Here is a 25,593-nt window from a genome sequence, read left to right on the forward strand (position 1 = left end):
TTCTCCTAATCCTTAGCATCATCCAGATAATCAGATAATGTTCCTTCATCAATAATCTGCGTTCCCAATTGTTGCGCTTTAGTCAACTTACTACCGGCTTTTTCACCGGCGATCAAAATATCAGTCTTCTTAGTAACTGAACTCGTGACCTTAGCACCATAATTTTCTAGGATCGTCGCTAATTCTGAACGTTTATAATTTGTTAACGTTCCGGTTATAACCACTATTTTATCAGTAAAATGCGAATTTGTTTCATTTGAATTAGAACTACCGACAAAATCCATATTAACATTAACGGACTTCAGTTCATTGATAAGCTTTTGAACATCTTCATTGGCAAAATACATGATGATGCTATCAGCAATGATCTCACCCATAGTATTAACTTCTAGAATTTCTTCTTTAGTAGCAGTTATCAAATTATCTAAGCTACCAAAGTTTTCAGCTAGGATTCGACCGGCTTTGGCTCCGACGTGACGGATACCTAGACCAAAGATCAATCTTTCGACTGAATTACTCTTTGAATTATTTATTGCCGTAAGTAAATTATTGATTGATTTTTCTTTAAACCCATCAAGTGTCGCCAAATCATCAGCTGTTAGCTTATACAAATCGGCAACATCCTTGATCAAACTCTTAGTATACAACTGTTCGATGATTTTGGGACCTAAACCATCGATATTCATTGCATTTCTTGAAGCAAAATGCGTCAGCTGTTCCTTTATTTGAGCCGGACACTTAGGATTGATACAACGAAGAGCTACTTCATCCTCTAAGTGAATCAGTTCTGAATCGCAGTATGGGCAGTGCGTTGGTATTTCAGCTGGGACCGAATCTTCAGGTCGCTTGCTCAATACGACTTGCGAAACTTCAGGGATGATATCTCCTGCCTTGTGCAACAAGACAGTATCTCCAACTCTGATGTCCTTTTGTTTGATCATATCTTCGTTGTGCAAAGTAGCACGTGCCACAGTAGTGCCAGCTAATTGGACTGGATCCATGATAGCAGTCGGCGTCAACACACCCGTCCGACCGATCGTCCAAGTAATCTCGCGAACGATCGATTCGGCTTGTTCAGGCGGAAATTTATAAGCAATCTCCCATCGAGGAACTTTGACCGTGTTGCCCAGACTTCGTTGCATTGCTAAGTCATTGACCTTCAAGACCACTCCGTCGATACCATAGTCCAAATCGTCACGGACTTTGCCGAAACGTTCGATATATTCTTTGACCCCATTCAAACCAGTCGTAACCTCAGCCGTAGGATTAACGTGGAACCCTAATTCTTCAAGTGTTTGAAGAGCTTGGCTCTGAGTTGTGACATTGAGATCATCGAAAGTAACGATTGTATAGATGAAGGTATCTAATTTTCTAGATGAAGTTACTTGGGAATCCAACTGACGTAAACTTCCTGCAGCTGCATTTCTCGGATTAGCGAAAACTTGTAGTCCTTCTTTTTCACGTTCGTCGTTCAAACGCAAAAATTCTTTCTTAGACATAAAGCATTCACCACGAACTTCAATATTCAGTGGACGGTTAAGCTTTTGCGGAATCGTTTTGATCGTCTTTAAATTATCAGTAACATTCTCTCCGATGGTTCCATTACCACGTGTTGATCCTTGGACGAGGATACCGTTCTCATAAACTAGAGATATAGCTAAGCCGTCAATCTTTAATTCCACATTATAGTCAACTTCTTTGCCAACGTTTTTTTCGATCCGTTCGTTATATTCGGACAGCTCCTCCTCAGAGAAGACATCCCCCATTGATAGCATCGGAATATCATGTGTGACCTTACCAAAGTCTGGCAAAGTGACATCACCGACTAATTGTGACGGAGAATCCGGCGTCACTAAATCAGGAAATTGTGACTCTAGTTCTAATAACCGATTGTACTTTTGGTCATACACGTTATCTTCAACTTCAGGGGCATCCTTCGTATAGTACGCTTCACGATATTCGTTAAGTTTTACACGTAATTCAACTAATTCTTCATTGGCTTGTTCTTTAGTGATCTCTGCCATATTTTTTCACCTCTGTAATCATTAGGCTTTTTTAATAGGAGCAAACTCTGCTAACAATCGTTTGATACCTTCATTATCAAATGCGACATCTAATTCAGCATTTTTACCGGAGCCATTAACTTTGACAACTGTTCCTTGACCCCACTTCTTATGGTTGACCTTGTCACCGATATTCCAGTTGATATTTTCAGCACCTTGGGCTCCGCTGGCCTTTTGAGCTTCATCGACTTTGTAACTGGAGTGAAAGGCTGATTGACGACGACGCTGTACATACGGAAGTTTTTGTTCATCAACCTTTTTAACATCAGAACCAGCCATTCCGCCAGCATTTTTATTGACCCAATTGATGTTATCGTCATTGATCTCCTCAACAAAGCGCGAAACTTGATTGCTCTGCAAACGTCCATAAAGCATACGACTGTATGCATCAGTCAAGTACAGACGTTTTTCGGCACGTGTGATACCAACATAGGCTAGTCGGCGTTCTTCTTCTAGTTCTTCTTGCTTCAGCAGCGCCCGACCTAGTGGGAAGATTCCTTCTTCCATACCAACCAAGAAGACGATTGGAAATTCCAAACCCTTCGCAGCATGTAATGTCATCAAGGTTATTTCTTGTTGGTCTTCTTCCAATTCATCTTGATCACTGACTAATGATAGTTCTGTCAAGAATGATTCCAAACGAGTTTCATCCACTTCAGGGTCTGGTTCATAAGCTGAATCAAACTGAGTCGTTACCGTCAAAAGTTCTTCGATATTTTCGATTCGTGATTGCGATTCAAGGTTGTTTTGTGATCTCAATTCTTCCACGTAGCCTGACCTATCCAACAAGTGGTCCATCAAGTCAGTCATTGAAACGGTCTTAGATTCTTCAGCCAAGTCGTCGATTATTTTCGCAAACGATGCAAACGTCTTTCTAGGCTTAGCTGCTAAAGACGACAGTTCGATATTCTCAGCTGCTTCTAGTAGCGACCAACCGTGTTCATCCGCATAGGCTTGGAGTTTGTCGATCGTTCCCGGTCCGATGCCACGCTTAGGGGTATTGATGATTCGTTGAAAACTCATCGAGTCATCTGGATTAGCCACCAACCTTAGATAAGCCATGATGTCTTTGATTTCCTTACGATCGTAGAACTTGTGACCACCGATTATCTTGTATGGGATATTAGCTTGAAGGAGTTTTTCTTCAAAAGTACGAGATTGAGCATTCGTACGATACAAAATGGCAAAGTCGCCGTAGTTGTAGTTCTTGGCAGTTAATTCTTTGATTTGAGAAATAACATACAGAGCTTCGTCTGATTCGTTCTGGCCACGATAAAAATTGATCTTAGCGCCTTGATCATTATCTGTCCACAACTCTTTTGGTTTTCTTTCAGTATTATTGTTGATAACTTCATTAGCAGCATCAAGGATCGTCTTCGTGGAACGGTAATTTTGTTCCAACTTGATCGTAGTTGCCTCTGGGTAATCTTTTTCAAAATTCATAATATTTTTCATGTTAGCGCCACGCCAACCGTAGATACTCTGATCAGCATCACCAACGACACAGACGTTACGATACCTAGCACCTAATTGTTGAACTAACTTATATTGAGCCTCATTAGTATCCTGATATTCATCCACATGGACATATTGGAACTTCTGTTGATAATACTCCAAGACATCTGGACATTGTTCAAATAAGACGTTAGTCTGCATGATCAAATCATCAAAATCCATCGCTTGATTCTTATCCATTTCTTTTGTATAAGCATCATAACAATTGGCTACGACTTGTTCATAAGGTGACTTAGCGTTTTGAGCGAAAACTTCGGGGTTTTGTAGGTCGTTCTTAGCATTACTGATCGTTCCCAAAATAGCACGTGGGTCGTATTGCTTAGGATCCAAGTTCATCCGCTTCAAAATTTGCTTCATCAAAGTTCGTTGTTCGGAAGGATCAGAAATCGTAAATGAACGGGACTTGCCCATCTTGTCAATGTCTCGTCTTAATATTCGAACACACAGTGAATGAAAGGTCGAAACCCAAACATCTTCAGCTGCTTCATCTAGTAGTTTACCGATTCTTTCTTTCATTTCTTTGGCAGCTTTATTCGTAAAAGTGATAGCAAGAACATGCCAAGGCATTACATTCTTGTTTTCGATCAAATAAGCTACACGGTGAGTTAAAACTCTGGTCTTTCCACTTCCGGCACCGGCCATGATCAATAGCGGACCTTCTGTTGTGCGAACAGCTTCTTGTTGTTCTGTATTTAAACCTTTTAACATTGCTTCTTCCAATTTTAACTCCTTCAAATCCTTAATATATCAACATTTGCAAAAAACATCTATTTTACATTGTAGCAAATTTATTATAACAATTATACTATTTAGGACGCGACAACAATTGTGGATAACTTGGTTAGAAACCAAAAAAAGAGACTAGGACTAAGCCTAACCTCTTCATTAAAATCATTCTAAACCTACACGCTTGAAAACTTCGTCAACGTGTTGTAAATGCCAGTGATAATCAAAGGCATCATCAATGTCAGCTTTTGATAGTCGATCTGTTACACGACTGTCAGCTTCTAGTAATTCACGGAAATCTTTTTTCTCATCCCAAACTTCGGCTGTCTTAGGTTGAACGATGTCATAAGCTTGTTCACGACTGAGACCTGATTCTACTAGCTTCAACATGACACGTTGTGAGAAGATCAACCCATGTGTCAAATTCATGTCTTCGAGCATCTTATCTGGGAAGACTGTGAGATCCTTTGTGATCTTAGTAAAACGTGTCAAAATATAATCTAATAATTCAGTTGTATCAGGAATGATGATACGTTCAGCTGAACTATGCGAGATATCACGTTCATGCCATAGTGGTACGTCTTCCAAAGCTGTGAAGGCATGTCCTCTGATGACACGAGCTAATCCTGTTACGTTTTCAGATCCGATCGGATTACGTTTGTGAGGCATTGCGGAAGAACCTTTTTGTCCAGCAGCGAAGTACTCTTCTGCTTCTCTAACCTCAGTTCTTTGTAGATGTCTTACTTCCAAAGCAAAGCGTTCGATCGACGTTGCGATCAAAGCCATTGTTTGAATATACTCAGCATGCAAGTCACGTGGCAACACTTGCGTTGAAATCTCTTGAGCACGGATTCCTAATTTGTTACATACTAATTCCTCAACCTTAGGTGGGACATTGGCAAAACTACCAACTGCACCACTGATCTTTCCAGCCTCTACACCTGTTGCGGCGTGATCGAAGCGTTCAATATCACGTTTGATCTCTGAATACCAGTTAGCTAAGACCAAGCCAAAAGTAGTAGGCTCAGCGTGCACCCCGTGAGTACGACCGATCATGACTGTATCCTTGTACTCAAGTGCTTTTTCTTTTACAACTTCTAAGAATATTTGTAGATCTTCACGAATGATGTCGTTAGCTTGCTTCATCAAGTAACCGTAAGCTGTGTCAACCACGTCAGTTGAAGTGAGTCCGAAATGAACCCATTTCTTCTCTGGCCCTAAGTATCGTGAAACGTCACGTGTGAAGGCAACAACATCATGTTTAGTTTCTTTTTCAATTTCTTTAATTTCATCAATATCAAACTTGGCATTTTTTGCAACCAATTTAGCGTCTTCAGCAGGAACTTCACCTAATTCACTCCACGCCTCTGTTGCAGCAATTTCAACTTCCAACCATGCCTGAAATCTATTCTGATCTGTCCAAATGGGACTCATTTTTTTAGTTACGTATCTGTCAATCATAAGTTATTCTACTCTCCAAATATTAGTTGATAGGATATCTTCCTTTAGTTCTTCTGCGTCGTCTGAAACTATCGAGATATAACCAACATCCCGATTAGCCTCATTCTTGGCCTTGAATCCTGTGTAATAATTGAATTTCCATTGTGCCTTTTCCTGCAATAGATCCAAACTCTGAGGTAGATTACCTTCGACTATTTTCAAAGTCGCAGCATTTACCGTCGGATATATCTCAGGAATCGGCCAATCACAAATAGCTCTAACGTGTAATTCGAATTGTGAAACTCCGGTAGCTTCTTGATAGACATTAGCTGAATAATTGATACCGGGAAAAATCCGTTTCACATATAACACATCAGCTTGTGATACCAAAAATCCAATCCCAAAAATACCAACATAATCTATATTGTCAGCAATTTTTAAAGCCACTCTCTGCATTTCCGCTTCAACATCCGGATTGTTCTTCTTAAACAAATAAGAACTCATCAAATGTGATCCATCGTATATTTCTCTGATCATAGGGAAAGTATGAACCTTACCATTCTTACTCTTACTTACCATAATAGAATATTCGGCTTTGGTATCGATCCAAGCTTCCAAAATGTAAGTACCATTTTCCAGTAAGCTAGTAACTTGATCGACATCACTCTCGTTGTACAAGATATGTTGTCGAAGAATAGTTTGGTTCTTTTGAATTGGTTTCATGATACAAGGAAAACCAATCTCCTCTATCGCCTTTTTGATATCATCAGTCGTTACGATTGAAAAGAAAGGTGGGACGTTGATGTTCAGATCGTTCAACAGCGTACGCTCAATATACCTGTCCTGTGCGATAGATAATAAACCAGAGCCTTGTGCCACGTTGAATTGTGCTTCAAGTTGTGACAATAGGCTACTATTAAAGTTTTCATCCATGTACAAAAGCAAGTCACTTCTACGGCCTAATTCACTTAGATTTTCGATGTTTTCTAATTCACCAACTAAATAATTGTCAGCTGCTTGTGTAGCAATGTCGTCTTCTTCGGTCGTCAAAAGCATGGTTCTAAAGCCCATTCTCTTAGCTTCCAATTCGAACAAATAAGTTTCACTACCGCCGCCAATTATTCCCAGTGTCTTACCGGGCGCAATAAAAGTCATAAATCCACCTTCCTATAAACCAGTCGCTAGTCGTTTTCAGGTTCAAAAACAACTTGTCCATTTTCAAAAGCCTTGATTCGTGCTAACGAGTAAATCGGAGTTCCAGCTTTATCAATCATCTGTCTTCCCTTTTGGAACGACTTTTCAATAACGATTCCGATACCTGCTAGTTTTGCTCCAGCATCTTCTATAATTGTGTTCAAACCGTTAACAGCCTGACCATTAGCTAAGAAATCATCGATTATCAAAACAGTATCCTCACTTGATAGGTACTTCTTAGCAATACTGATATGGTTAGTTGTCTTCTTAGTAAAAGAATAAACCTCAGATGTGTATAGATCGTCGCTCAAGGTGACTGACTTGTGCTTTCTAGCAAACACGACAGGCACTCCAAATTTCAAACCTGTCATTACTGCTGGGGCAATCCCTGAAGATTCCACAGTAAGTATCTTGTCGATGCCTTCATCTTTAAAACGGTTGTAAAATTCTTCACCCATTTTTTCCATTAACATTGGATCAACTTGATGGTTCAAAAAGCTATCAACTTTTAGCACATCTTTGCCTAAAACGCGACCATCTTTTTTTATTCTTTCTTCTAGTTCTTTCACTGCGTTATCCCCCATTTATAGAATAATTAGAGTCTATCATATTTTGATTTTCACTTGATACCTTCATCGTACTTTTTTAGATTATATTTTTGTATAATCCGAATAATTTTGCTTGTATATCCGGGATCGGTCGCATATCCATCCGTTTGAAGTGCAACAGCGGCATCAATATAATCTTTTGATTGTATGACTTGTTTGTATTGTTCGGAATTCCACGTTGTTCCGTTGACTAACAGTTCGGCGTGATCCTTCATTGATTCTCTAAAATCTGCATAGACTCTAAATCGGCCATTGATGGTTACCCATTGACCATTTGTATACTCTTTCGTTTGTAATACTTTGGTGTTATCAGGGTTATCTCCTTTAACACCATAATAATTGTTATAATCCTTCGCTAAAGTGCTGTTGCCCCAATCACTCTCCAGTATTGCCTGTGCAATAGTGATGCTTGGTAAAACTCCGTATTCTTTGCCCAAAGTTACGGCATATGGAGCAAGTTTTTTTACGAATGAATTATGTTCTTGGTCCACCTCTTCAGTTCGAGTATCTTCGCGATATTGAGTGTATTGGCGATAACCGAAAAAGCCAATAAAAATAACTGCAAGGATCATTACCAAAGTTATTACAGATGTATTACTATTCTTCTTCTTACGTCGTGAATTCCGACGACTAGTGTATCTCCTCTTTTGCGGCAATTGCTCACTCTATCCCTTTTTTGTCATTATCTTATATTATAGCCGATATGTTTCAAAAAAATATGACAATAATATGACAATCTAACCTTAATTTTAATTTTTTATCTTTAGATTATGATAATAAATAATCCAGCTCAGCATGGCGATAACTTCTAGCATCCCTGTGAAAATGAAAATACTGCGATAACCACTAAAATTAGCTATCCCAGCTGCCATCATTGGGCCGATGACACTTCCCATTGATTGTGCTGATTGGTTATAGCTGAAGACTCTCCCGAAAATCGCTTGCGGAACTTTTTGAACCGTCAAGATCTGAATGGCTGGCAACAAGGCGGCGTCCGCCATTCCTAAGACAAATCTTAACCCAGCTAATTGCCAGACGTTTTGAATCAAACTAGTCAAAAATAAAGTCACGATGGCTAGAATTAAGAACGCCATCAGATTTATTCTAGCGCCATACTTGTCGATCAACCTACCCACGATGCCTGACATCAGAATCGTTGCCACCCCCGGTGCAGATGTAACTATACCAGTAACAAGATTCAGATGACCTGTGTCAGGCAAAAGTTGCTTCACGAACAAACTCACCATAGGAGTGATAGCGTTAGTCGTGGCCTGAATTGCTAATAGCGAACCAAACAAGGCGATAAAGAAGCCTGCACCGATCTTACGCATTGCTGGTAACAGTGGTTGTAACTCACTTTTAGTAATCGGTGTGAAGTCCTCCTTAACGCCCACTAGCGTCATCAGAAAAACCGTTCCCATTAAAATACTTGTAAGAAAGAAGGCTCCTCGATAGCCAACTAAGGTCGCCAATATTCCACCTAGTAGCGGACCGATCAAGGTCCCCGTGATACTGCCAGTGACTAATTTACTCATCACACGACCGCGCATTGCAACCGGAGCCTCCACCGACATCAAGGCGTTAGCGTTGTTGATATATCCGGAAAAAGCTCCCTGTAAAGTTCTAAAAAACAATAAGAACCAGACGTTAGGTGATAATCCGACCAAGAATATCGTCAAAGTCATCACACCTGACGCTCGCAGACACATCAGCTTGCGTCCCTTTTGGTCAGCCAACCGACCCCACAATGGTGAAACTATTGCCTTAGCCAAGTATGTCAACGAAAAAGCCATGGCTCCTAAAATATTCAACTCAGAACTAGTAAAGTTACCTAAAGTGTCAATGTACAATACAATAAAGGGTATCGTCATCGCATTACCTAGTTCGGTAATCATGCTTCCCAGCCACAAAATATAAAAATTCTTATGCCAATCAGTTTTACTAGCCTTCACCATTGATCACACTCCTAGCGTTTAATTGTTAATTATAGCGTTAGAATGTAAGATTTATTGATGAAAAATGTAAATTTTATGTAAACAAAAAGCCAACTCCTAAGAGTTGGCTGAAAATTTAATTATTATTAGTCCTTAACAACGTTTGAAGCTTGTGGTCCACGATCACTATCTTCAATGTCAAATGTTACAGCTTGACCTTCTTCAAGTGTCTTGTAACCGTCGCCTTGGATAGCTGAGAAATGTACGAATACATCACTACCATCTTCGCGAGTAATAAAACCATAACCCTTTTCTGCGTTAAACCATTTTACTGTTCCATGTTCCATCAGACTGTTCCTCCTGATAACTAATATTTGTGCATCATCTCGTGGTACTTTATGGAAGAAAGCCTTTATTATATAAAACCATTCGAACCATTAACCATTCAAAAATACAACTCTTATACTAACATGTATCCGAAATCATTTCAAACCGTTCCCAAAAATCTGTTTAAATAAATTCATATAATTTATTACAAATTTATTTGTTTTTCAAAGGGATAAAACACTGTACCAACTGTTCTTGAGTAGTGATTGAAGATGCTTCACTGGCAATGTTCATAGCGTTTTCAGTATCTGACAGAACTCCGATTTAATTAACTGCTAAGTGTCCAATCAAGATATCACCTGCCGCGGTCTTGTCGTCGGTAGTGACTTTAAAGACCTTGACAAATCCGTCTTATTTTGAATCAAACGTCCGCTTAGAGTTGATAGTCGTCAAAGCATTTTTGCACCGAGCACAGGTAGTCTAGCGGCGACCAAACGTATAGACGACTCGTCTGCTACTTTGGTACCTATTCATCAAAAATCACCTTTATTCATAATATGAGTATAAACATATCAGCATAACCTAAAAAATCATTGCTTGATGTCATTATTATAGATATCCTATTATTAATAAAGCGCAAAGGATGTAATATGAAAAGAACAGTTAAATTAAGTTTTTATGTTATGATTTTCTTGATTTTTGCTCTAATCGGATATTGGATGCCCATGGTCGGAGACGACCTCAATTGGTGGAGTGCCTGGGGTCTCCAGTATTTCCAGAGTGGCACTTTCACACACTATGATGGTAGATACTTTGGTGACTTGTTGATAATCTTAATGATGAAGTTCAAAAGTATCTCTTTTCTCGCCTACGGTATCTTTCCCACTCTGATCGTTTATCTAACGCAAAAAATACGAGAAGAGATCTCACCTGCCAAAGGACTAGGCTTGGTATCAGCTGGTATCACTGCTACCATTATGTTATTGGCACCCAAACTCATCTTCAAGCAGATTTGGGGCTGGCATTCAGGTTTTGCTAATTACGTTCCTTCGGTCGTCTTTCCATTATTTTTGATCTACTTAGTAATAAAAAATCTCGATCGTGACAACCGTTATTATCGAACCTCAACCATGCTCATCTTCTTTGCGGCTATGTTTGCACAGTTTTTTGCGGAACATATAACGCTCCTAAACTGTTTTAATATCGTCTTAGTATGGCTGTTCTTCCGCAAACGATTCGGCAAGTCCTTCCAAAAAGTTATTTACGCCATCATGGCAGGTAACTTCTTGGGTGCCATCCTAATGTTCATCAATGGCGCATACTTGAAAGTCTTCGCTGGAACTGATCCGTATCGTCACCTCAGTGGCAAACAAGATACGATGTATAACTACTTCCAAAATTATTACAGATTACCAGTCATCATCTTGGCAGTGATCATCTTGTTGCTATTCATCTCAGTGGTAGTTATCGTTTCATTGAGACTGCGGAACCGTCGTAAGCAACAACTAGTGAATATTTCCTTGATTTTATTTTCAATCGTTTCAGTTGCACCATTTCTAGTCATTTCACCATTTGGATCGCGTTGCCTCTTCGCGGCCTTCTGCTTCATAAGTGTTCTGATTGCTATCAACTTGGATATATTGTTAGACAAGTATCACAATTTTATTCTACCGGTCGTTATCTTAGCCACCGTCTCAGCCGGTCTACGTGCCGACTATATGTCAAAGGATTACGGCGATACTTTTGCCCTTGCGATCAATTACTCTGCATTCCAAACCAATGCTAATCGTGATGTTTACTACATACCGTCTTACAAGGACATTGATTACATCTGGTCCGGCGACACACACGATGATGCAATGTTCAAGAGCTATTACATCACCCATAAGGAAAATCCCGTCGTTGCGGTGAGTTACGCGGACTGGACGGATGCACTTCGAATAACTAATAAGAAGTCCTACAAGTCCCAATACTTCATGATGGTAGAATTCGACAAACAAATTCAAAAGAAAATTAACCTGATCAATGAGAAATATTCTAAAAAATAGTGCTTATACTATTTAAGTGATATGTCATGTTAAACATATGATATTTTTTATACTTTTATGACATAAATATTGTGTTATAATCTTTTTGTAACAAGCTGCCACCCCAATCAGGTAGCTTGTTGTATCCGTATTTAGATATCTGCCTCTAAAAAAGGCCATCAATTCAACTGCGAATTGATGGCCTTTTGTTTGGTTCAATATTTATTATTTGTTGACATCGAATACATAACTCGATGAATAAAATGGAACTCGATAAGCACGATATGCATATGCTTTAGATGAAGCATTCTTCATCGTTACATTGAAGACTTGATTACCTTCAGGGTCAACTTCGATGATATTGCTTTCTTTACCATTACTCTTGAAGCCAAAATCAACCAATGTATTACCATTAGATTCACGTTCAGCGTAACCAATTATACTAGTAAAGTTGCTCTTACCTAGATTCTTACCATAGGACCAAGTCTGGTCGATCGTCATATTCTTAGTATCAATATGATATTCCACCGCTTGCGAATACTTACCAGACGTCTTCTTATCTCCGTTAGTTACATTGATATTGTTGTCATACAAGATAACATCTTCACTGTCGCCGTCCCGATTTAGTAAATACAATCCATGTTGTCCACCGGTGATCGTCGTTCCTTGTGTTGGTGTCAAGATCTTATCACGGTATTTTTTAGGCCAAGTTGCTTTTTTCTTACCACTATATATCCAAATAATCTTGCCAGTCTTATAATCTAATTTCATGATCATATCTTGATTACGACCTGAAATCATAATGCTGTTGTCTGATTCGTCATAATCAACCGAGTTCTGATGGAACCAGTCGATCTTGCCGTCAGATCCTGCCTTGTAATCCTTATACATCGAACTAGGTAGAATCTTCTTCAAGTCGATAACTTTTACGACTTTACCAGTCTTGTGCGAAATCTGAACCATGACATCTTCTTTGTACTTCGAACCATCATTGACAGTTGCTAGAATATCTTGATTTGGTAATTCTACCAAGTCGTGATGGATGACAGTAGTTTCATCCTTTGCATTACCAGAGTCATTTGACTTAGTTCCCGTATCAAAACTGTATTCCTTATACACTCTACCGAGCACGTCCGTCTCGATCAAATCATTATAAACCTGTGAACTTTCTTTTTTCTTAGTCAAGATCAACATGCGACCGTTAGAGATCTGTTCGATTGTATGTTGTGAATAATTAGTTGAATACCATCTGACATTACCATCTGCATCAATAGCAAACGGTTCTTTCGTCGTTCGATTGATGATCGTTAATTTATTGTCACCAATGTCCATTTTTGACTTATCAGTATTCTTAACCGTTATCGTCGCATTCTTAATGTATTTTGGAAGTGCGTCTGTCTTGATTTCGATCGTCTTTGATTCCGAAGTACCATCTTGATAAGTGACGTTGATCGTTACGTTATTAGTCTTATTGGCGTATAGCCCAACGACTGGCACTTGATGAGTCTTGGAATATCCACCATTCACCGTATTAGTAATACTAGTACCGTCGCTCTCTCCTTCGACCGTATAAGTTACCTTAGCTGCCTGATCAGTTTTAAAAATCACCAAGGCAGTCAGTGGTGATGTCTTGTATGGATTCACCTTAATATATGGATCATCTAAAGTATTAGTAGCCTTTTTGACTTCAGTTTGATATTTTTTTGTCAGCGCAGCTTGATCGTTCTCACGAGTCTTAATTAGCTTCGAACCAATATTCTTCTTGATCTGTGCCGTTGTCAAAACTTTGGCATTATCACTATCAGAACTAGTTTTTGAACAAGCAACTGCTATTAACGAGAAAAACGCTAATAGCGCTGCTACAACAGCTAGTTTTTTCTTCACTTTTCATTCTCCCTCTCAATTGAATCTAAAAAAAACCTTCCATAATAACTATAAAACAGGCAATCTTCAACAGTATTGAAAATATCGTGTGAGTTTTATAAGAAACTCTTATATTTGCACATCAAAACACTGATTTTTGATTTTGACCCACATTTGGAAAAACTCTCTTACAAAAAGTGAATCATATTATCAACAAATTGATAGTATTATATTAATTGTATTAAAGATAGATACCTCGTATAGATAAACACACATACAAAATTGCAAAAGTCCTACTGGCATAGAACTGAAGCAAAAGAACAAAAAAAAGAGATCTCATAGCTGGCACTATGAAATCTCACACACACACACATTAAAATTTAATTTATAGAAGAAGTAACTGTTTGTTCAATAACATCATACATTGACACATACATATCAGGAGCAACACGTACAAAAGGAATTCCAGCTTTGTTAGTAATAACAGTATCTGAATACCACTTAGTACCTGCAGCAAGCTTGATATCACTATTTTCTTCGAACTTATGATTGTAGACGGAGACCTCATGGTTTTCGGCTACTTTTATTGTTTCTGGACGATTTCTAAATAAAAAACTGTCTTCTGAACTTAAATAATTGTTGGCAGATACTTGATAGTAGTCTTTACCATCAATAGTCCTAACGGTACTTACAGACCATGTACTGTCATCAGGTAACGTTGAATTTGTTTCTTCCCCGGAAGCATTGTAGAGATTGGCCGAATTAGAATCGACCTCAACTTTATAACTAGAGCTAACGCTCTTGGCTTGGGTAGTTGTTGCTGGCACAACAGCTGCTCCAGCACTAAATAAGGCCACGGCCATCAAAGCAATCGCATTTTTTTTCATGATAATTTCCCTCGTATAGATATATTTTTTTGATAATTTCACACAAAACTAAAATTGGGTACACAAAAAGTCCTACTGGCATAGAACTAAAGACATAAAGTGATAATGTTGGCATATTGACTAGTGTTATCACTACACTTATAGTACAAAATTTAGTAAACAATAGCAATACATTTGGTATGTTTTTCGATATAATTTTTTTAATATTTTGCACTAAAAACAAAAAAGAACAGAAAACTGATTCGTAATAATCAGTTTTCTGTTCTTTTTTGTGTATAACTTTTTAAGCCATTTTTTCTAATAATTTGTCATCATCGGATAATTTGGCAAAATAGTATGCGGAATCCTTTAGTTCTCGATATTCTTCAGTTTTACTATTATCATTCTCGATAGCCTTAGCCGAAAAATAGTGCAAATAGTCCACAAAATAGGTCGTATGTTTTTCCTTTGCTAAATTAATTCCCTTGCTCCCAAAATTCCAAGCTTTTTGCATCATTCCTAGTTCAACGTAAGCTCCAGCTAGTGATTTGCAAATATAAATCAATTCGATCTCGTTCGCATTTGGTATTTGCAAGTTCTCTTTAGTCGCTTCTTCGATCATTTCAAAATAATACTGTGCGCGGTCGTTGTGATTTAGCTCCAGATAATTCAGGCCCTTGAAGAGATATGTAAGTAAAGTATAAATATCATAAACATCTGACTTCGTTAACTGCAAGACCTTGTCGAGCGTGAACAAAGAATTATCATATGCCCCATTGTCATATTCCAGTGCCCCGCTGATCAAGTCAAACTGTTTAAGATCATTGTCACTCAACTTACTATGTAACATGGCCATTTTTTCAGGGATCTCATCTAGGTTATCTAAAAGTAAATCACGCTCCAAAGAGTCTAGGATGCTCTCCTCTTCTGAGGTAGAGTTACTAGAAAAATCACTAAACACATCATTTAAACTCAAATTTAACTTTAAGCATAATTTCGTCAAAATATTTACCGTTGGGGAAATATTGTGCTTTTCGATTTTACTGATCGTATTTTGGGTACAGATATCCGCAGCCAATTCAGTTTGTGTCAGATGCATGCTTCTTCTTTTATCATAAATAACCGATCCTAAAAACATTCTCCTCACTCCTACTATTGAGATAATATTATTATTAATAATACCACACAGGATATTAAATAGTCCTTTTATGGAAAACCAGTATTTAACTACTTATATTATGTTAATATTCAAGTACATGAAATGATTTATCTTGGGGGCACTTTTATGTTTTATTTATTCACAAATTTAGAATGTTTTTACAAATCATTTAAACATAAAGTAAGTAGAAAATAAAACAAAATGATCCATTTTGACGCGTTATCTTATCCGGAAATATTCCTTATTAATAATTTACTATTTTTTATACTAGTTTTCATTATAATCCCACAAACAAGAACAAAGTTAAATGTGATACTGGCCATTGTGGCTAGTATCACATTTAATTTTAGAGGTCTATATCATGATGGTATAAATACCGCCCTTATTATAAGCTCCTATTTTCTCTTATTCAATCATTACAAGCCCAAATGGATTAGTCGGATTCTAAATTTATTATTGGTGATATTCATCTGTGCATTCTCCCATAGTTTATCTACTTTGATCGCATTAAGCTTTTTTAGCTATCAACACCAACTCAGTCCTTTATTGATAACGATCGGCGTTCTGACCTATGTGATCGCGCTGTCGTTAGCTGGAATGGGCGTGTTTGCATACAAAAGAATGAAATCATATATCGACTTTGACGATCAGATCATCCTAACAATCATTACTTCAGCAATTTCGATCGTCCTAATCGGCTACTTATCATTCACCGCTATATCCAGAATGCTACGCGTTTATATGATTTACATGCGTGCCAATATAATTCTGACATTAATCATATTTATTTTCATTTTTCTCGGAACTCTGTACTATATTGCTGGGTACTTAAAACAAAGACATGCGGAAGAGGAACTGCAAAAAATCCAAGAACACAACTTGTATATCAAGGAACTGGAAGAAAACTATAACGAGATTCGTAAGTTCAAACACGACTATAAGAATCTTCTATTGTCCCTCTCCGTCTTGTTGGAAAATGACGATAGTAATGCCGCGCGAAAAAAAATCGATGATCTATTGAAAGATTCTAATAACGACAATGATGTCACGCGATTGAATAATCCCAACTTGTTTCATATCAAAGATGACTTAGTTCGTGGAATCATCATCAGCAAAGTTATTTGTGCAAAGAATGCTGGCATTATTACTCAACTAGAAATATCACCGAATATCACCATCCGAAGAAAAAATTCTGTGGCTATAACTAGGATCTTAGGAATCCTGCTCGACAATGCTATCGAAGCTTGTGATAACGTACAAGCTCCCCAAATAGAACTGGCTATCATCGAAGGTACTGATTATACAGAATACGTCATCAGTAATAATACAATTCCTGACACGCAAGTGAATTTAAGCAAGATTTTTTCTAACGGCTTTTCTACTAAAAAAAATCACAGTGGCATTGGATTATCTAATGTTAAGGAAATAGTAAATAAAAAGCCTGATTTCTTTTTACAAACAAAGTTCAAAAATGATGAATTTACTGTCATTTTAACCACTGAAAAGGAGAGTTAGATTTTGTTGAACGTTGCTATATGTGAAGATAACCTTGAGTTAATCGATGTATACAGATTAATATTTAAAAACTACATGAAAGATCATCCCGAACATGAAATGCGGATCGTTATTTCAACGGGGAATCCGACTGAATTCGAAAACTATATCAAGTATCGTAGCGATAATAACGATATGTTCTATTTGATTGACATCGAATTTGCGGACTCTCAAACTAAAGGGATCGACCTGGCTGAAGAAATCCGTAAGCATGACGCTACTGCTAAGATCGTCTTCATCACGACGCATGATGAACTAGCTTATCTAACGTTCAAGCGCAAGATCGAGCCCTTAGATTACATCAAAAAAGAAGATGGGATCAAGGCTATGAACGACTCACTGTACAAAGACTTAGATCTCACCTTCCAACGACTACACGAATTGAAATCACAGCGTCGTCGCACCTTTCATTATAGTCTCGGTTCGAGAGATTATACGGTCGATGTCGCCAATATCAACTATATCGAGACTTCCTCAAGTTCTCACAAAGTATTCCTCCATACTCTGACAGAAATATCTGAATTCCGTGGTAATCTGAATACTATCGAAGAAGAATACGCAAACTTGTACCGCGCACATAAGAGCATCCTAGTTAACTTAGACAATATCCATTCAGTAGATTCATTGAACAAGATGATCTACTTCAATGATGGTTCTAGTTGTGAGGTCTCTCGAAGAAAATTATCCGGGCTCAAAAAGAAAATGGCACAGTAAACCGACTGTGTCATTTTTTAATGCTCAAAATAATTCTGTAAAACTCTGCGAGATGACTTCATAGAATGGTACATACTCGTCAGGTGCCACTCTCGCAAATGGCATACCGGCTGCTGTGTAAATAACTGTATCAGAATACCAATAAGTATTAGTCTCAAGTGCGACTTCTGAACTTTCAACAAAGTCATGATTATAGACTGGAACCTTACCGCTAGGATCCGATACTTCAATTACTTCTGGGCGTTTTTTGTATAGGAAGCTATCCTTTGAACTCAAATATTCATCTAACCCTACTCGATAGAGACTCGTCGATTCTTTGCCATTCAAAATCCGTCCGACCAACCAATCGCTTCCATATGGTAGGGATCTATCGATACTATTTCCAGTTGAATCATACAATTCGGCATTATCCGAACTAACCTCAGCGTAGTTGTGCGGTCCAGTAACTGAACTAGCCTCAACCGTACTGCAATACAGTGAAGAAAATCCAAGAAGAAGCAGAGACGCTGTAATAACTGTCCCTTTTTTCATTTTTACAACTTCCTTTGTCTTAGATTACTTCAGATTTTATTCGAATTATTATCAAATTACAAAAGAATTGCACACAATAAATTACATTTTATTTTGAAAAAAATAGTTATTAATACAATTGAATTAATAATAAAAACCTTATCCATAAAGTAGATAAGGTTTAAGATCTATACTTTTCTTCTCATTTATTTTAAATTTTTAGTAACTTACAGTGAACTAGTCAGAGACCAGTATAAGGAACCAGTATATATTCCTGACGGAGTAGTTCCAAAATTATTTTGCGCCAACAAAATCCCGGTATCATCGACCCAATTATTGGAAATATTGTTCACTAGCTCTTGATTATTCTTCTCTCCACCCTCAGCGATAATTATTGGCGAACCACTAAGATCAGCACTGTCAATATTATTGTCACTATTAAAGGCGTTGTAAGATACGTAACCATCAAAAATATTTCCGTTAGTACTATCCTTCAATGAACTTGAGTTAACACTAAGAGTCCAAGGGTTATTGTAGCTAGTAACCGAAAGATTGAAATTATTCTTACGTTGCAGGAATCTATCATTACTAATGAAGTTGATATCTTCAAAATTTAATTGGTTAGAAACCTGTAGGTTAGCATAGTTCTCAGGCAAAACATTAAACGATACATCTCGATCCACGCCAGATTCAATATTATGATTGTCAATTGCATAAACTGTCACGCTTTGTTGTGAGGCTTCTTTGAAAAACTCCCAGAACTTATCCTCGCCCATCACTTCTTGAAGTGGAAAGGTCAGATGCGCTCTTGAATGATCACCGTCTTCAATATTATCCTTTTCAATTGCAATTCTCTTACTATATTCTTCATTTCCAGCTGTAACAACTATATCTACCAAATCACCTGGTTCAAAAAGTTTCTCATCATACGGAGGTACTACTTCATCTCCCGAATAATCTAGTGTTATTGGGATGGAGGTGTCCTTAGCTTGATTGTAGACAATTGTTTGTTCTGACGGTTGTTCTAAGTCTAATGTATATTCTTTCATTTCAATTATATTAAGGGAATTCGAGTAATAAACAAATTTGGTACGACCTTCATTAATATATTTCTTATTTTCACCGGTACCTTCTGAAGAATAATAGTTTCCAAACAGCACTAACTCCGTTGGATTTATCTTTTGTGGCAATCCTGTCCAATTAGTCCAAAATTGATCCATCTCTATAATACTAATAGTTCGGTTATCCTCATCAATAATTATCCCGGGTGGATATGGCTCATTATGTATTTGCGGAGAGTTACTATTATACCAATAACGTTGCCATGGTTTATCGTTTTTATTCGAAATATCCCCTTTGGTATAATTTGTAAAGTAAGTTGTAATATTTTTCGAATCCAATATTTCAAAATCATTAGCTTTAGTGCTGTTTGCGTTAACACCAGATCTACCTATAGGCGTGTAGTTACGCTCAATTCTATCAATGGCCCATGTAAAATCGCCTGAATACTTTATTTCGTACCTACTCATAAAGAAATCAAAAGCGTCAACGGTATCACCCTCAGACATGTATTTCTTTTTTGTCAAATTGTAAATAGTACTAGTAACTTCGATATTCAATTGGGAGATATTCACTTCGTAGTTTTGAGAATTAGTGGTCATTGAATTATTATCCGTAACTGAAATAGTTACTTTTTTATTAGTATCACCCTTAAAAATGTCCCAAAAATCTGCCCCGATAATATCCTGAATCGGAACATTATAACTAGCTGTTTTGCCGTCATCATTAATAGTAAAGTCAGTAGTTTTCCCAGTCCAATGCTTGTCATCAATCTTGATATTATACGTCAAACTATTATCATTGGAAAATTTTTGTTCCACCCCATCATGATTATTACCATCATAATGAACGACCGTCGCTAAGGTAAAGTTCTCAGTAACCTTATATTGAACATTTTCAATTTTTGGATGTTCGTCTAGAGTAAAAGTATATGGTTGAGTGGTGGCTACATTAAAATTAGGGGTACTTGCGGTAGCGATATTTTGGTCATTATGAAAATTTCCAACCAGTGGTTTAATTGCTACGCTTTTATTTGTAGAATTTTTTGCTTTGACTTTAAAAGTCACTTTCATATTAGGTTGGTCACTGGTCAATTCACCTAAACCAGTAATTTGATCATAATTATACCCACTACCATTGAGTGTACGGCTAATCGTCTTAGCGATTTTTTCGCCTGTTGGAGTGGTTATCTCGACATTTTCTTCACCTTCGACAAGTTCCAAACCATAATCTGCCGAAGTGTTGGGGTCAGTTATGTCGGCTAGGAAGTCCTTCCAACCGGTCGTTCCACTAGTGTAATTGATGTCAAATGTTACATCAAGCTCGTCACCACTACCAACCGTGTCACCTTCGACGATTTCACGTCCCTGCGTTTTGTCGTAGACTGAACCGTCCGCGTCAGCGTATAGGTAGGCTGGGATTGATTCGAAGATGGCTAATTTCTTGGCTGCTCCTTCGTCACTGGCACCAGTTAGTCCCCAACGTAAAGTATCCTTGCCATCTAATTTGAAAACTTTGGGGTCAATAATAACACTTGAGACAGATTTATAAAGTACTTCTTTATTCTCAGTATTTTCATTATCTGTTCCATCAATATGTTTATCATTAAATGCATATGAGATTTTTACTAATCCATTGTCTTGTGGTTCCCAATCGACCGTCAAGTGGTGCCAATATACCATCGAGCCATCTCTAGAATCTGTTTCGGCAGTTATATCTGTATCTTTCGCATTCATACGATTTACTACCATTCCACTTTCAAAGTTCAAATTTACCCACGGTTTTGTCAGTCCTGTGAACAGTACATTAGACTTCATATATGATCCGTAATAGCCTGGAAAAGTAAATGCTATACTTCCTAATCCACCACCTCTACCTTGGTTTAGCGACTCAACAGATGACGGAAAATACGATTCCTTGTCATTTGCACGGACATCTGATTCAGCTCTGGAAAATGTATCAAACATATTAAAGGAGTATTGACTATGCGAACTTATTCCATCTCCATCAACGTATCGAACTGGATGGAAGTTATCGCCACCATTATAACGATTCATTCTACCATCCATCTCAATTGCAAAGCTATTCTGTATGGCATTGTTAGCAGTACTTTCTGGAGTAGGTTGATCAAATCTAGTAAAGTTAGCAAGTGTCCCATAACCAGTTAATTTATCATAGCCGTATACTCCTAATGCTTGGGCACCTGCACCTAATGCGCCTGCACCTCTTTTATCATTTTGAAAAACCAAAGCCATCCCTTCACTGTTATCTTTATCATTACCATTACCAGGGCCAAAGTATAGCCACATTGATAGAGTTTGCTTTTTATTAACTTGAATATAAGTATTAACACCATCACTAGTCTCATCCTTATTCCAAATAGAACCCAACGTTGCTCCACTACCAGTAAATGATAGTATCTTATCATCACTGAGAATATTAGCTGAATTAGTATTGAATGGATAACCCTTAACTTGCGGTGGTTGCTTAATTTCAAAATACTGCGAAACTTTCAAACCTTCAGGAGCATTCTTAATAGCCGCAGCATCACTTTGCGCCACGGTTTCCGCATAAACATTATTATATTTAACTAAAAATCCGAATAAAAGCATGAAAGGTATTACTGCAAATAGTATTTTTTTTAACTTTCTCATGAATCCCTACCCCCTAGGAATTGTTTGGAAAATGCTTACATCCATATTGTACATGATAAACATGTTTAAAGGGGTTCATAAATAGCAAGAATAAATATATATATTAGTATTTTATCTAAAATTATCATTAAATAAATAAACCGCAGAAATTCGTCGCGGTTTATTTATATTAATCGACCAATCCTAGTTTTTTCTTCAGAGCATCAGTTGCCACTCTTGAAACATTGATATGGTTTTCTTTTGCCAGATCACTGATATACTCCGGTACTGTGATTGTCTTCTTAACTGTCTTATACTTAGAACCTAGCCACTTCTTCATATCCACAGTTACATAGACGAGCCTTTGATTATCCTCAAGTTTCCAGTCTCGTGGATCTTGCATCTCCGGATACTTCTCACCTTCTAGCATCGTAGCAATCGCATCTTCTGACCAAAACACTGCATCATTGAATGATGTACCCTGCGTTATCATGCCAGGTATATTAGGCGAAGTCGCCATGAAATAATCTCCATCTTCGTGAAATTCAGTGATTATCACTGGATAAATTAATTTTTCCATGATTAGTTTGTATACGCCATTTGTAGCAGCGTATTCTCCTTTTATTTATACATACATCATACATCTATCACTAAATAAAGAAATGCTTATAGATATTTATGTATTTTCCAATTTACTAGTTGAATCTATTTCCAAAGTATTGGAGACTTGAAGTAGCTATTGTCTTGAGGGGGGATTAAAGGTGGAACAAAAAATCGATCGGACGGTCTCTTACTACCGACGTTGGAGTGGTATGGACTATATCGCGTGGATAATTGCCACAGCACTGATAATTTATGATACAAGGACTATGATAATAGGGGTTATCTTAATAGTTTTTTATTTGAGTCTTTACAATAAAGCACAGATTTCCATGGTCGGTGATCGTAAAAAGATTACCGTTAATAAAAAAGATTGGAAATCCTATTGCAAAGAGAAAGGCATTACATTATTTATTCAATATCATGAGCCCAAAGTAAAAGGACTATTAGGTGAAAATACACCCGAAGTTCTGGCGGAGCATACTGAAGTTTTAAATAGTCATCCTGGTGTTTCAAACGACGGGACACCCAGTGGAGAGCTATCTGAGGACGAGCAATATAATCAAATAGTCAACCAAATGAAGTCTGACGAATATACAGACCTTGACAGCGTTTGGCTTGACGACAAGACGAAACAAATCCTCATTCGCAAAAAACTGCTAACACCTTGGAAGCTCTATAATTATTCGGATTTGATAGATTATCGACCAATGACACGTGGCTCCCACGTCAGCAAGCATCATCGCCTAACTCGTGGAGCTGTTGGTGGAGCCCTCTTCGGTGGAGCTGGAGCAATCGTCGGTGCTTCTACCGGTGGTAAAGAATACGATGCAATCGACAAAATGTCGATTTTCTTGGTTTTTAAAGATGGATATTCACATGAAATAAAATTAATTAAAGCCAGTACTAAGACTTCCTCATTCGTATATAAAATTAACGAAAAATTTATGAATAAGTATATTGGAGCTTTGGAATCGGTTCTTGCACAAAATGCGGCCACAGTTGAGATTCAAGTCACCTCACCAGAGTATAACGAGACGGATAATGTATCTGAAGAAATCCCCGAAAAGGGCACTAAGCAACTCAGGGAACTAAAATCACTCCTAGACGATGGTATATTGACCGAAGATGAATTCAAGAACAAGAAAAAACAAATTTTAGATGATATGTAGCCCTTGAAGGGCTATTTTTTTACAAAAAAACATCACTAAATAAAAAATAGTGACGTTTTCAAAAATTATATTATGAGAATACTCTCTTTACACCGAGAATGTTTCCTCGACCAGAATAAATAGAATGTTCTTGAACAGCGAATGGCCATGATTCGATCATCGTGCTTGCGTCCAAGAGTATACCTACATGCCAAACTGCCCCTGTTGATGGATCAGTGAAGAAGATCAAATCTCCACGTCTTCTGTCATTGAAGTTAACATGTGGAATCCTATCATCATTCCAGAACATCCGACAATTCCATTCGTTGCCCGGTTGGGCATGCTGAATATTTGAAATAGGTGCTGGGTCGATTCCTGATGCGTAGAGTGCTTGGGTTACCAATCCTGAACAATCCACTCCATAATCAGGTGAACTGGCTGCTCCTGATATCCATGGTTGACCAAGATATTTGTACGCTTGATTGATCATTGCCTCAATATGATCTGAGCGTGAACTCGTGATGTTTGTCTGTAAAGGTGCAACATAAGAATCAATCCCATACCATGAGTTCTCCGCAAAACCCATAGCTCGCCACGTTGCTAAGTCTACTACACCTGTAACCGGCAAGCCTTTATTTGCTTGTAAACTTCTCACACTCGCTGCAACTGAACCATCGTATACCGTGTGAGCATTGGAGTAACCAAAATACTTTCTTACTAAGTATGTCTTGATCCCTTCTACTCCATTGTATAGATCATAACCGACTGCCCCACCGGATGGTTTTATTTGTGTATCTTGAATTTGTAGCCACCCATTTGGATTTTGATAGGCTGGTGCAACAGTGGAGTCATTGCTGTTGATCCAAGTATTATTTCCAATTTGATAGTAAGTCAAGCCATTAGAATCGTCTGTCCGATTGTACTTCCAAATCGAATTTGCGGCAAAATCCGGTTGACCACTTCTAACGAAGCCTTGTTCATTACGTGCATAATTAACTGCTCCAGATTGTTTAACACGTACATCACCAGTAGCTAAATTGCCGTACTGTAAGTCAACATCATTACTATTGGTGAATTCATTCGTGGCTACACGATAATATGTCGCGCCGTTCAATGACAGCTTTCGGTCAGCGATCCACGATGTATTAGCTTTTAGACCACGATTTCTAACTTGTGAACCATTCTCATCATACAAATACGTCACTGATCGATCATGCGTCACCACGACGCCTTTGATGTGCTCAATGTTTGATGAATTGGCATCCGACTGAGTACTTGTCGTTTGATTATCCACACTTGTTTGTGTATTTGTAGACTCTGCCTCAGATTGTTGTGTTGGTTCACTGACATCTGATTCTTGACTCGCCGATGTATCTGCATTGGAATCATCTTGTGATGATATTGATGAAGTTTGATCAGTCTCACCAGTGTTTGTCGAGACATTTTCGATTTGTTGCTCCCCAGATTCTGTGTCAGCTTTTACAGTTTGTTGAGCTGTAAAAAACGTCAACAATGCCAATCCACAGATAAAAGTATATTTAGTGCTCTTGTTCATTTTTAAGCATCCCCTTGGCTTGTTGCACATTGATTTTGCGTGTTCCAATTAATATATATACATCAAGCTTATATCTTAAATCAAGTCAATCTTTA

The 25,593-nt window shown here is 37.9% G+C and carries 19 protein-coding genes; 4 read left to right on the forward strand and 15 right to left on the reverse strand.

Features of this window, described 5'->3' with window-relative positions; genetic code table 11:
- Nucleotides 1–5: 5 nt before the first annotated feature.
- The 8 genes from ligA to AC27FM_RS07085 all read right to left on the reverse strand — a co-directional run bounded on the left by ligA (nucleotide 6) and on the right by AC27FM_RS07085 (nucleotide 9,827).
- Nucleotides 6–2,024, reverse strand: coding sequence for an NAD-dependent DNA ligase LigA (gene ligA / locus AC27FM_RS07050; RefSeq protein ID WP_487087031.1), 2,019 nt, complete (start codon nucleotides 2,022–2,024; stop codon nucleotides 6–8).
- A 21-nt stretch (nucleotides 2,025–2,045) separates the two neighbouring features.
- On the reverse strand, nucleotides 2,046–4,286 hold the full coding sequence (gene pcrA / locus AC27FM_RS07055; protein ID WP_487087210.1) for a DNA helicase PcrA: 2,241 nt from the start codon (nucleotides 4,284–4,286) through the stop codon (nucleotides 2,046–2,048).
- Nucleotides 4,287–4,469: 183 nt separating this feature from the next.
- Nucleotides 4,470–5,765, reverse strand: a complete 1,296-nt coding sequence (gene purB / locus AC27FM_RS07060; RefSeq protein ID WP_487087032.1) for an adenylosuccinate lyase — start codon at nucleotides 5,763–5,765, stop codon at nucleotides 4,470–4,472.
- A gap of 3 nt (nucleotides 5,766–5,768) precedes the next feature.
- Nucleotides 5,769–6,899, reverse strand: coding sequence for an ATP-grasp domain-containing protein (locus tag AC27FM_RS07065; RefSeq protein WP_487087033.1), 1,131 nt, complete (start codon nucleotides 6,897–6,899; stop codon nucleotides 5,769–5,771).
- 26 nt (nucleotides 6,900–6,925) lie between these two features.
- Nucleotides 6,926–7,507, reverse strand: coding sequence for a xanthine phosphoribosyltransferase (locus tag AC27FM_RS07070; RefSeq protein ID WP_487087034.1), 582 nt, complete (start codon nucleotides 7,505–7,507; stop codon nucleotides 6,926–6,928).
- A 50-nt stretch (nucleotides 7,508–7,557) separates the two neighbouring features.
- On the reverse strand, nucleotides 7,558–8,118 hold the full coding sequence (locus AC27FM_RS07075) for a glycoside hydrolase family 73 protein (protein ID WP_487087211.1): 561 nt from the start codon (nucleotides 8,116–8,118) through the stop codon (nucleotides 7,558–7,560).
- Nucleotides 8,119–8,295: 177 nt separating this feature from the next.
- Nucleotides 8,296–9,501 (reverse strand): MFS transporter, encoded by a 1,206-nt coding sequence (locus AC27FM_RS07080; RefSeq protein WP_487087035.1) that lies wholly within the window; start codon nucleotides 9,499–9,501, stop codon nucleotides 8,296–8,298.
- 125 nt (nucleotides 9,502–9,626) lie between these two features.
- Entirely contained in the window at nucleotides 9,627–9,827 is a 201-nt protein-coding gene (locus AC27FM_RS07085) for a cold-shock protein (protein WP_010020786.1), read from the reverse strand.
- 630 nt (nucleotides 9,828–10,457) lie between these two features.
- On the opposite strand from AC27FM_RS07085, the gene AC27FM_RS07090 reads away from it, so the two are divergent.
- Complete coding sequence (locus AC27FM_RS07090; RefSeq protein ID WP_487087036.1) at nucleotides 10,458–11,855, forward strand: hypothetical protein; 1,398 nt, start codon at nucleotides 10,458–10,460, stop codon at nucleotides 11,853–11,855.
- Nucleotides 11,856–12,059: 204 nt separating this feature from the next.
- Here AC27FM_RS07090 and AC27FM_RS07095 read toward each other — a convergent pair whose 3' ends face one another.
- The 3 genes from AC27FM_RS07095 to AC27FM_RS07105 form a co-directional block, all read right to left on the reverse strand.
- Nucleotides 12,060–13,718: an aryl-sulfate sulfotransferase gene (locus tag AC27FM_RS07095; protein WP_487087037.1), complete on the reverse strand. Its 1,659-nt coding sequence runs from the start codon at nucleotides 13,716–13,718 to the stop codon at nucleotides 12,060–12,062.
- 359 nt (nucleotides 13,719–14,077) lie between these two features.
- Nucleotides 14,078–14,584 (reverse strand): SLAP domain-containing protein, encoded by a 507-nt coding sequence (locus AC27FM_RS07100; RefSeq protein ID WP_487087038.1) that lies wholly within the window; start codon nucleotides 14,582–14,584, stop codon nucleotides 14,078–14,080.
- Nucleotides 14,585–14,867: 283 nt separating this feature from the next.
- Complete coding sequence (locus AC27FM_RS07105; RefSeq protein WP_487087039.1) at nucleotides 14,868–15,701, reverse strand: helix-turn-helix domain-containing protein; 834 nt, start codon at nucleotides 15,699–15,701, stop codon at nucleotides 14,868–14,870.
- A 519-nt stretch (nucleotides 15,702–16,220) separates the two neighbouring features.
- On the opposite strand from AC27FM_RS07105, the gene AC27FM_RS07110 reads away from it, so the two are divergent.
- Complete coding sequence (locus AC27FM_RS07110) at nucleotides 16,221–17,237, forward strand: sensor histidine kinase (protein WP_487087040.1); 1,017 nt, start codon at nucleotides 16,221–16,223, stop codon at nucleotides 17,235–17,237.
- 3 nt (nucleotides 17,238–17,240) lie between these two features.
- Nucleotides 17,241–17,990 carry a LytR/AlgR family response regulator transcription factor gene (locus tag AC27FM_RS07115; protein WP_487087041.1) on the forward strand — a complete coding sequence of 250 codons (750 nt, stop codon included), beginning with the start codon at nucleotides 17,241–17,243 and terminating at the stop codon, nucleotides 17,988–17,990.
- A gap of 24 nt (nucleotides 17,991–18,014) precedes the next feature.
- Here the strand turns inward: AC27FM_RS07115 and AC27FM_RS07120 are convergent, their stop codons facing one another.
- The 3 genes from AC27FM_RS07120 to AC27FM_RS07130 form a co-directional block, all read right to left on the reverse strand.
- Nucleotides 18,015–18,521 (reverse strand): hypothetical protein, encoded by a 507-nt coding sequence (locus AC27FM_RS07120; protein ID WP_487087042.1) that lies wholly within the window; start codon nucleotides 18,519–18,521, stop codon nucleotides 18,015–18,017.
- A 206-nt stretch (nucleotides 18,522–18,727) separates the two neighbouring features.
- Nucleotides 18,728–22,213, reverse strand: a complete 3,486-nt coding sequence (locus AC27FM_RS07125; RefSeq protein WP_487087043.1) for a hypothetical protein — start codon at nucleotides 22,211–22,213, stop codon at nucleotides 18,728–18,730.
- 169 nt (nucleotides 22,214–22,382) lie between these two features.
- On the reverse strand, nucleotides 22,383–22,772 hold the full coding sequence (locus AC27FM_RS07130) for a type II toxin-antitoxin system HicB family antitoxin (RefSeq protein ID WP_487087044.1): 390 nt from the start codon (nucleotides 22,770–22,772) through the stop codon (nucleotides 22,383–22,385).
- 181 nt (nucleotides 22,773–22,953) lie between these two features.
- Here AC27FM_RS07130 and AC27FM_RS07135 point away from each other — a divergent pair, with 181 nt between their 5' ends.
- On the forward strand, nucleotides 22,954–23,964 hold the full coding sequence (locus AC27FM_RS07135; RefSeq protein WP_487087045.1) for an SHOCT domain-containing protein: 1,011 nt from the start codon (nucleotides 22,954–22,956) through the stop codon (nucleotides 23,962–23,964).
- Nucleotides 23,965–24,034: 70 nt separating this feature from the next.
- On the opposite strand, the gene AC27FM_RS07140 is transcribed toward AC27FM_RS07135, so the two are convergent.
- Nucleotides 24,035–25,498, reverse strand: a complete 1,464-nt coding sequence (locus AC27FM_RS07140; RefSeq protein WP_487087046.1) for a C40 family peptidase — start codon at nucleotides 25,496–25,498, stop codon at nucleotides 24,035–24,037.
- Nucleotides 25,499–25,593: the final 95 nt, after the last annotated feature.

Source organism: Companilactobacillus sp. y65-5 (assembly GCF_057541095.1).

Coding starts and splice junctions, on each gene's coding strand:
- AC27FM_RS07085 (WP_010020786.1), bottom strand. CDS start 9,827: ATGGAACATGGAACAGTAAAATGGTTTAACGCAGAAAAGGGTTATGGT.
- AC27FM_RS07125 (WP_487087043.1), bottom strand. CDS start 22,213: ATGAGAAAGTTAAAAAAAATACTATTTGCAGTAATACCTTTCATGCTT.
- AC27FM_RS07120 (WP_487087042.1), bottom strand. CDS start 18,521: ATGAAAAAAGGGACAGTTATTACAGCGTCTCTGCTTCTTCTTGGATTT.
- AC27FM_RS07075 (WP_487087211.1), bottom strand. CDS start 8,118: ATGATCCTTGCAGTTATTTTTATTGGCTTTTTCGGTTATCGCCAATAC.
- AC27FM_RS07065 (WP_487087033.1), bottom strand. CDS start 6,899: ATGACTTTTATTGCGCCCGGTAAGACACTGGGAATAATTGGCGGCGGT.
- AC27FM_RS07090 (WP_487087036.1), top strand. CDS start 10,458: ATGAAAAGAACAGTTAAATTAAGTTTTTATGTTATGATTTTCTTGATT.
- AC27FM_RS07105 (WP_487087039.1), bottom strand. CDS start 15,701: ATGTTTTTAGGATCGGTTATTTATGATAAAAGAAGAAGCATGCATCTG.
- purB (WP_487087032.1), bottom strand. CDS start 5,765: ATGATTGACAGATACGTAACTAAAAAAATGAGTCCCATTTGGACAGAT.
- AC27FM_RS07080 (WP_487087035.1), bottom strand. CDS start 9,501: ATGGTGAAGGCTAGTAAAACTGATTGGCATAAGAATTTTTATATTTTG.
- AC27FM_RS07130 (WP_487087044.1), bottom strand. CDS start 22,772: ATGGAAAAATTAATTTATCCAGTGATAATCACTGAATTTCACGAAGAT.
- AC27FM_RS07140 (WP_487087046.1), bottom strand. CDS start 25,498: ATGAACAAGAGCACTAAATATACTTTTATCTGTGGATTGGCATTGTTG.
- pcrA (WP_487087210.1), bottom strand. CDS start 4,286: ATGTTAAAAGGTTTAAATACAGAACAACAAGAAGCTGTTCGCACAACA.
- AC27FM_RS07100 (WP_487087038.1), bottom strand. CDS start 14,584: ATGAAAAAAAATGCGATTGCTTTGATGGCCGTGGCCTTATTTAGTGCT.
- ligA (WP_487087031.1), bottom strand. CDS start 2,024: ATGGCAGAGATCACTAAAGAACAAGCCAATGAAGAATTAGTTGAATTA.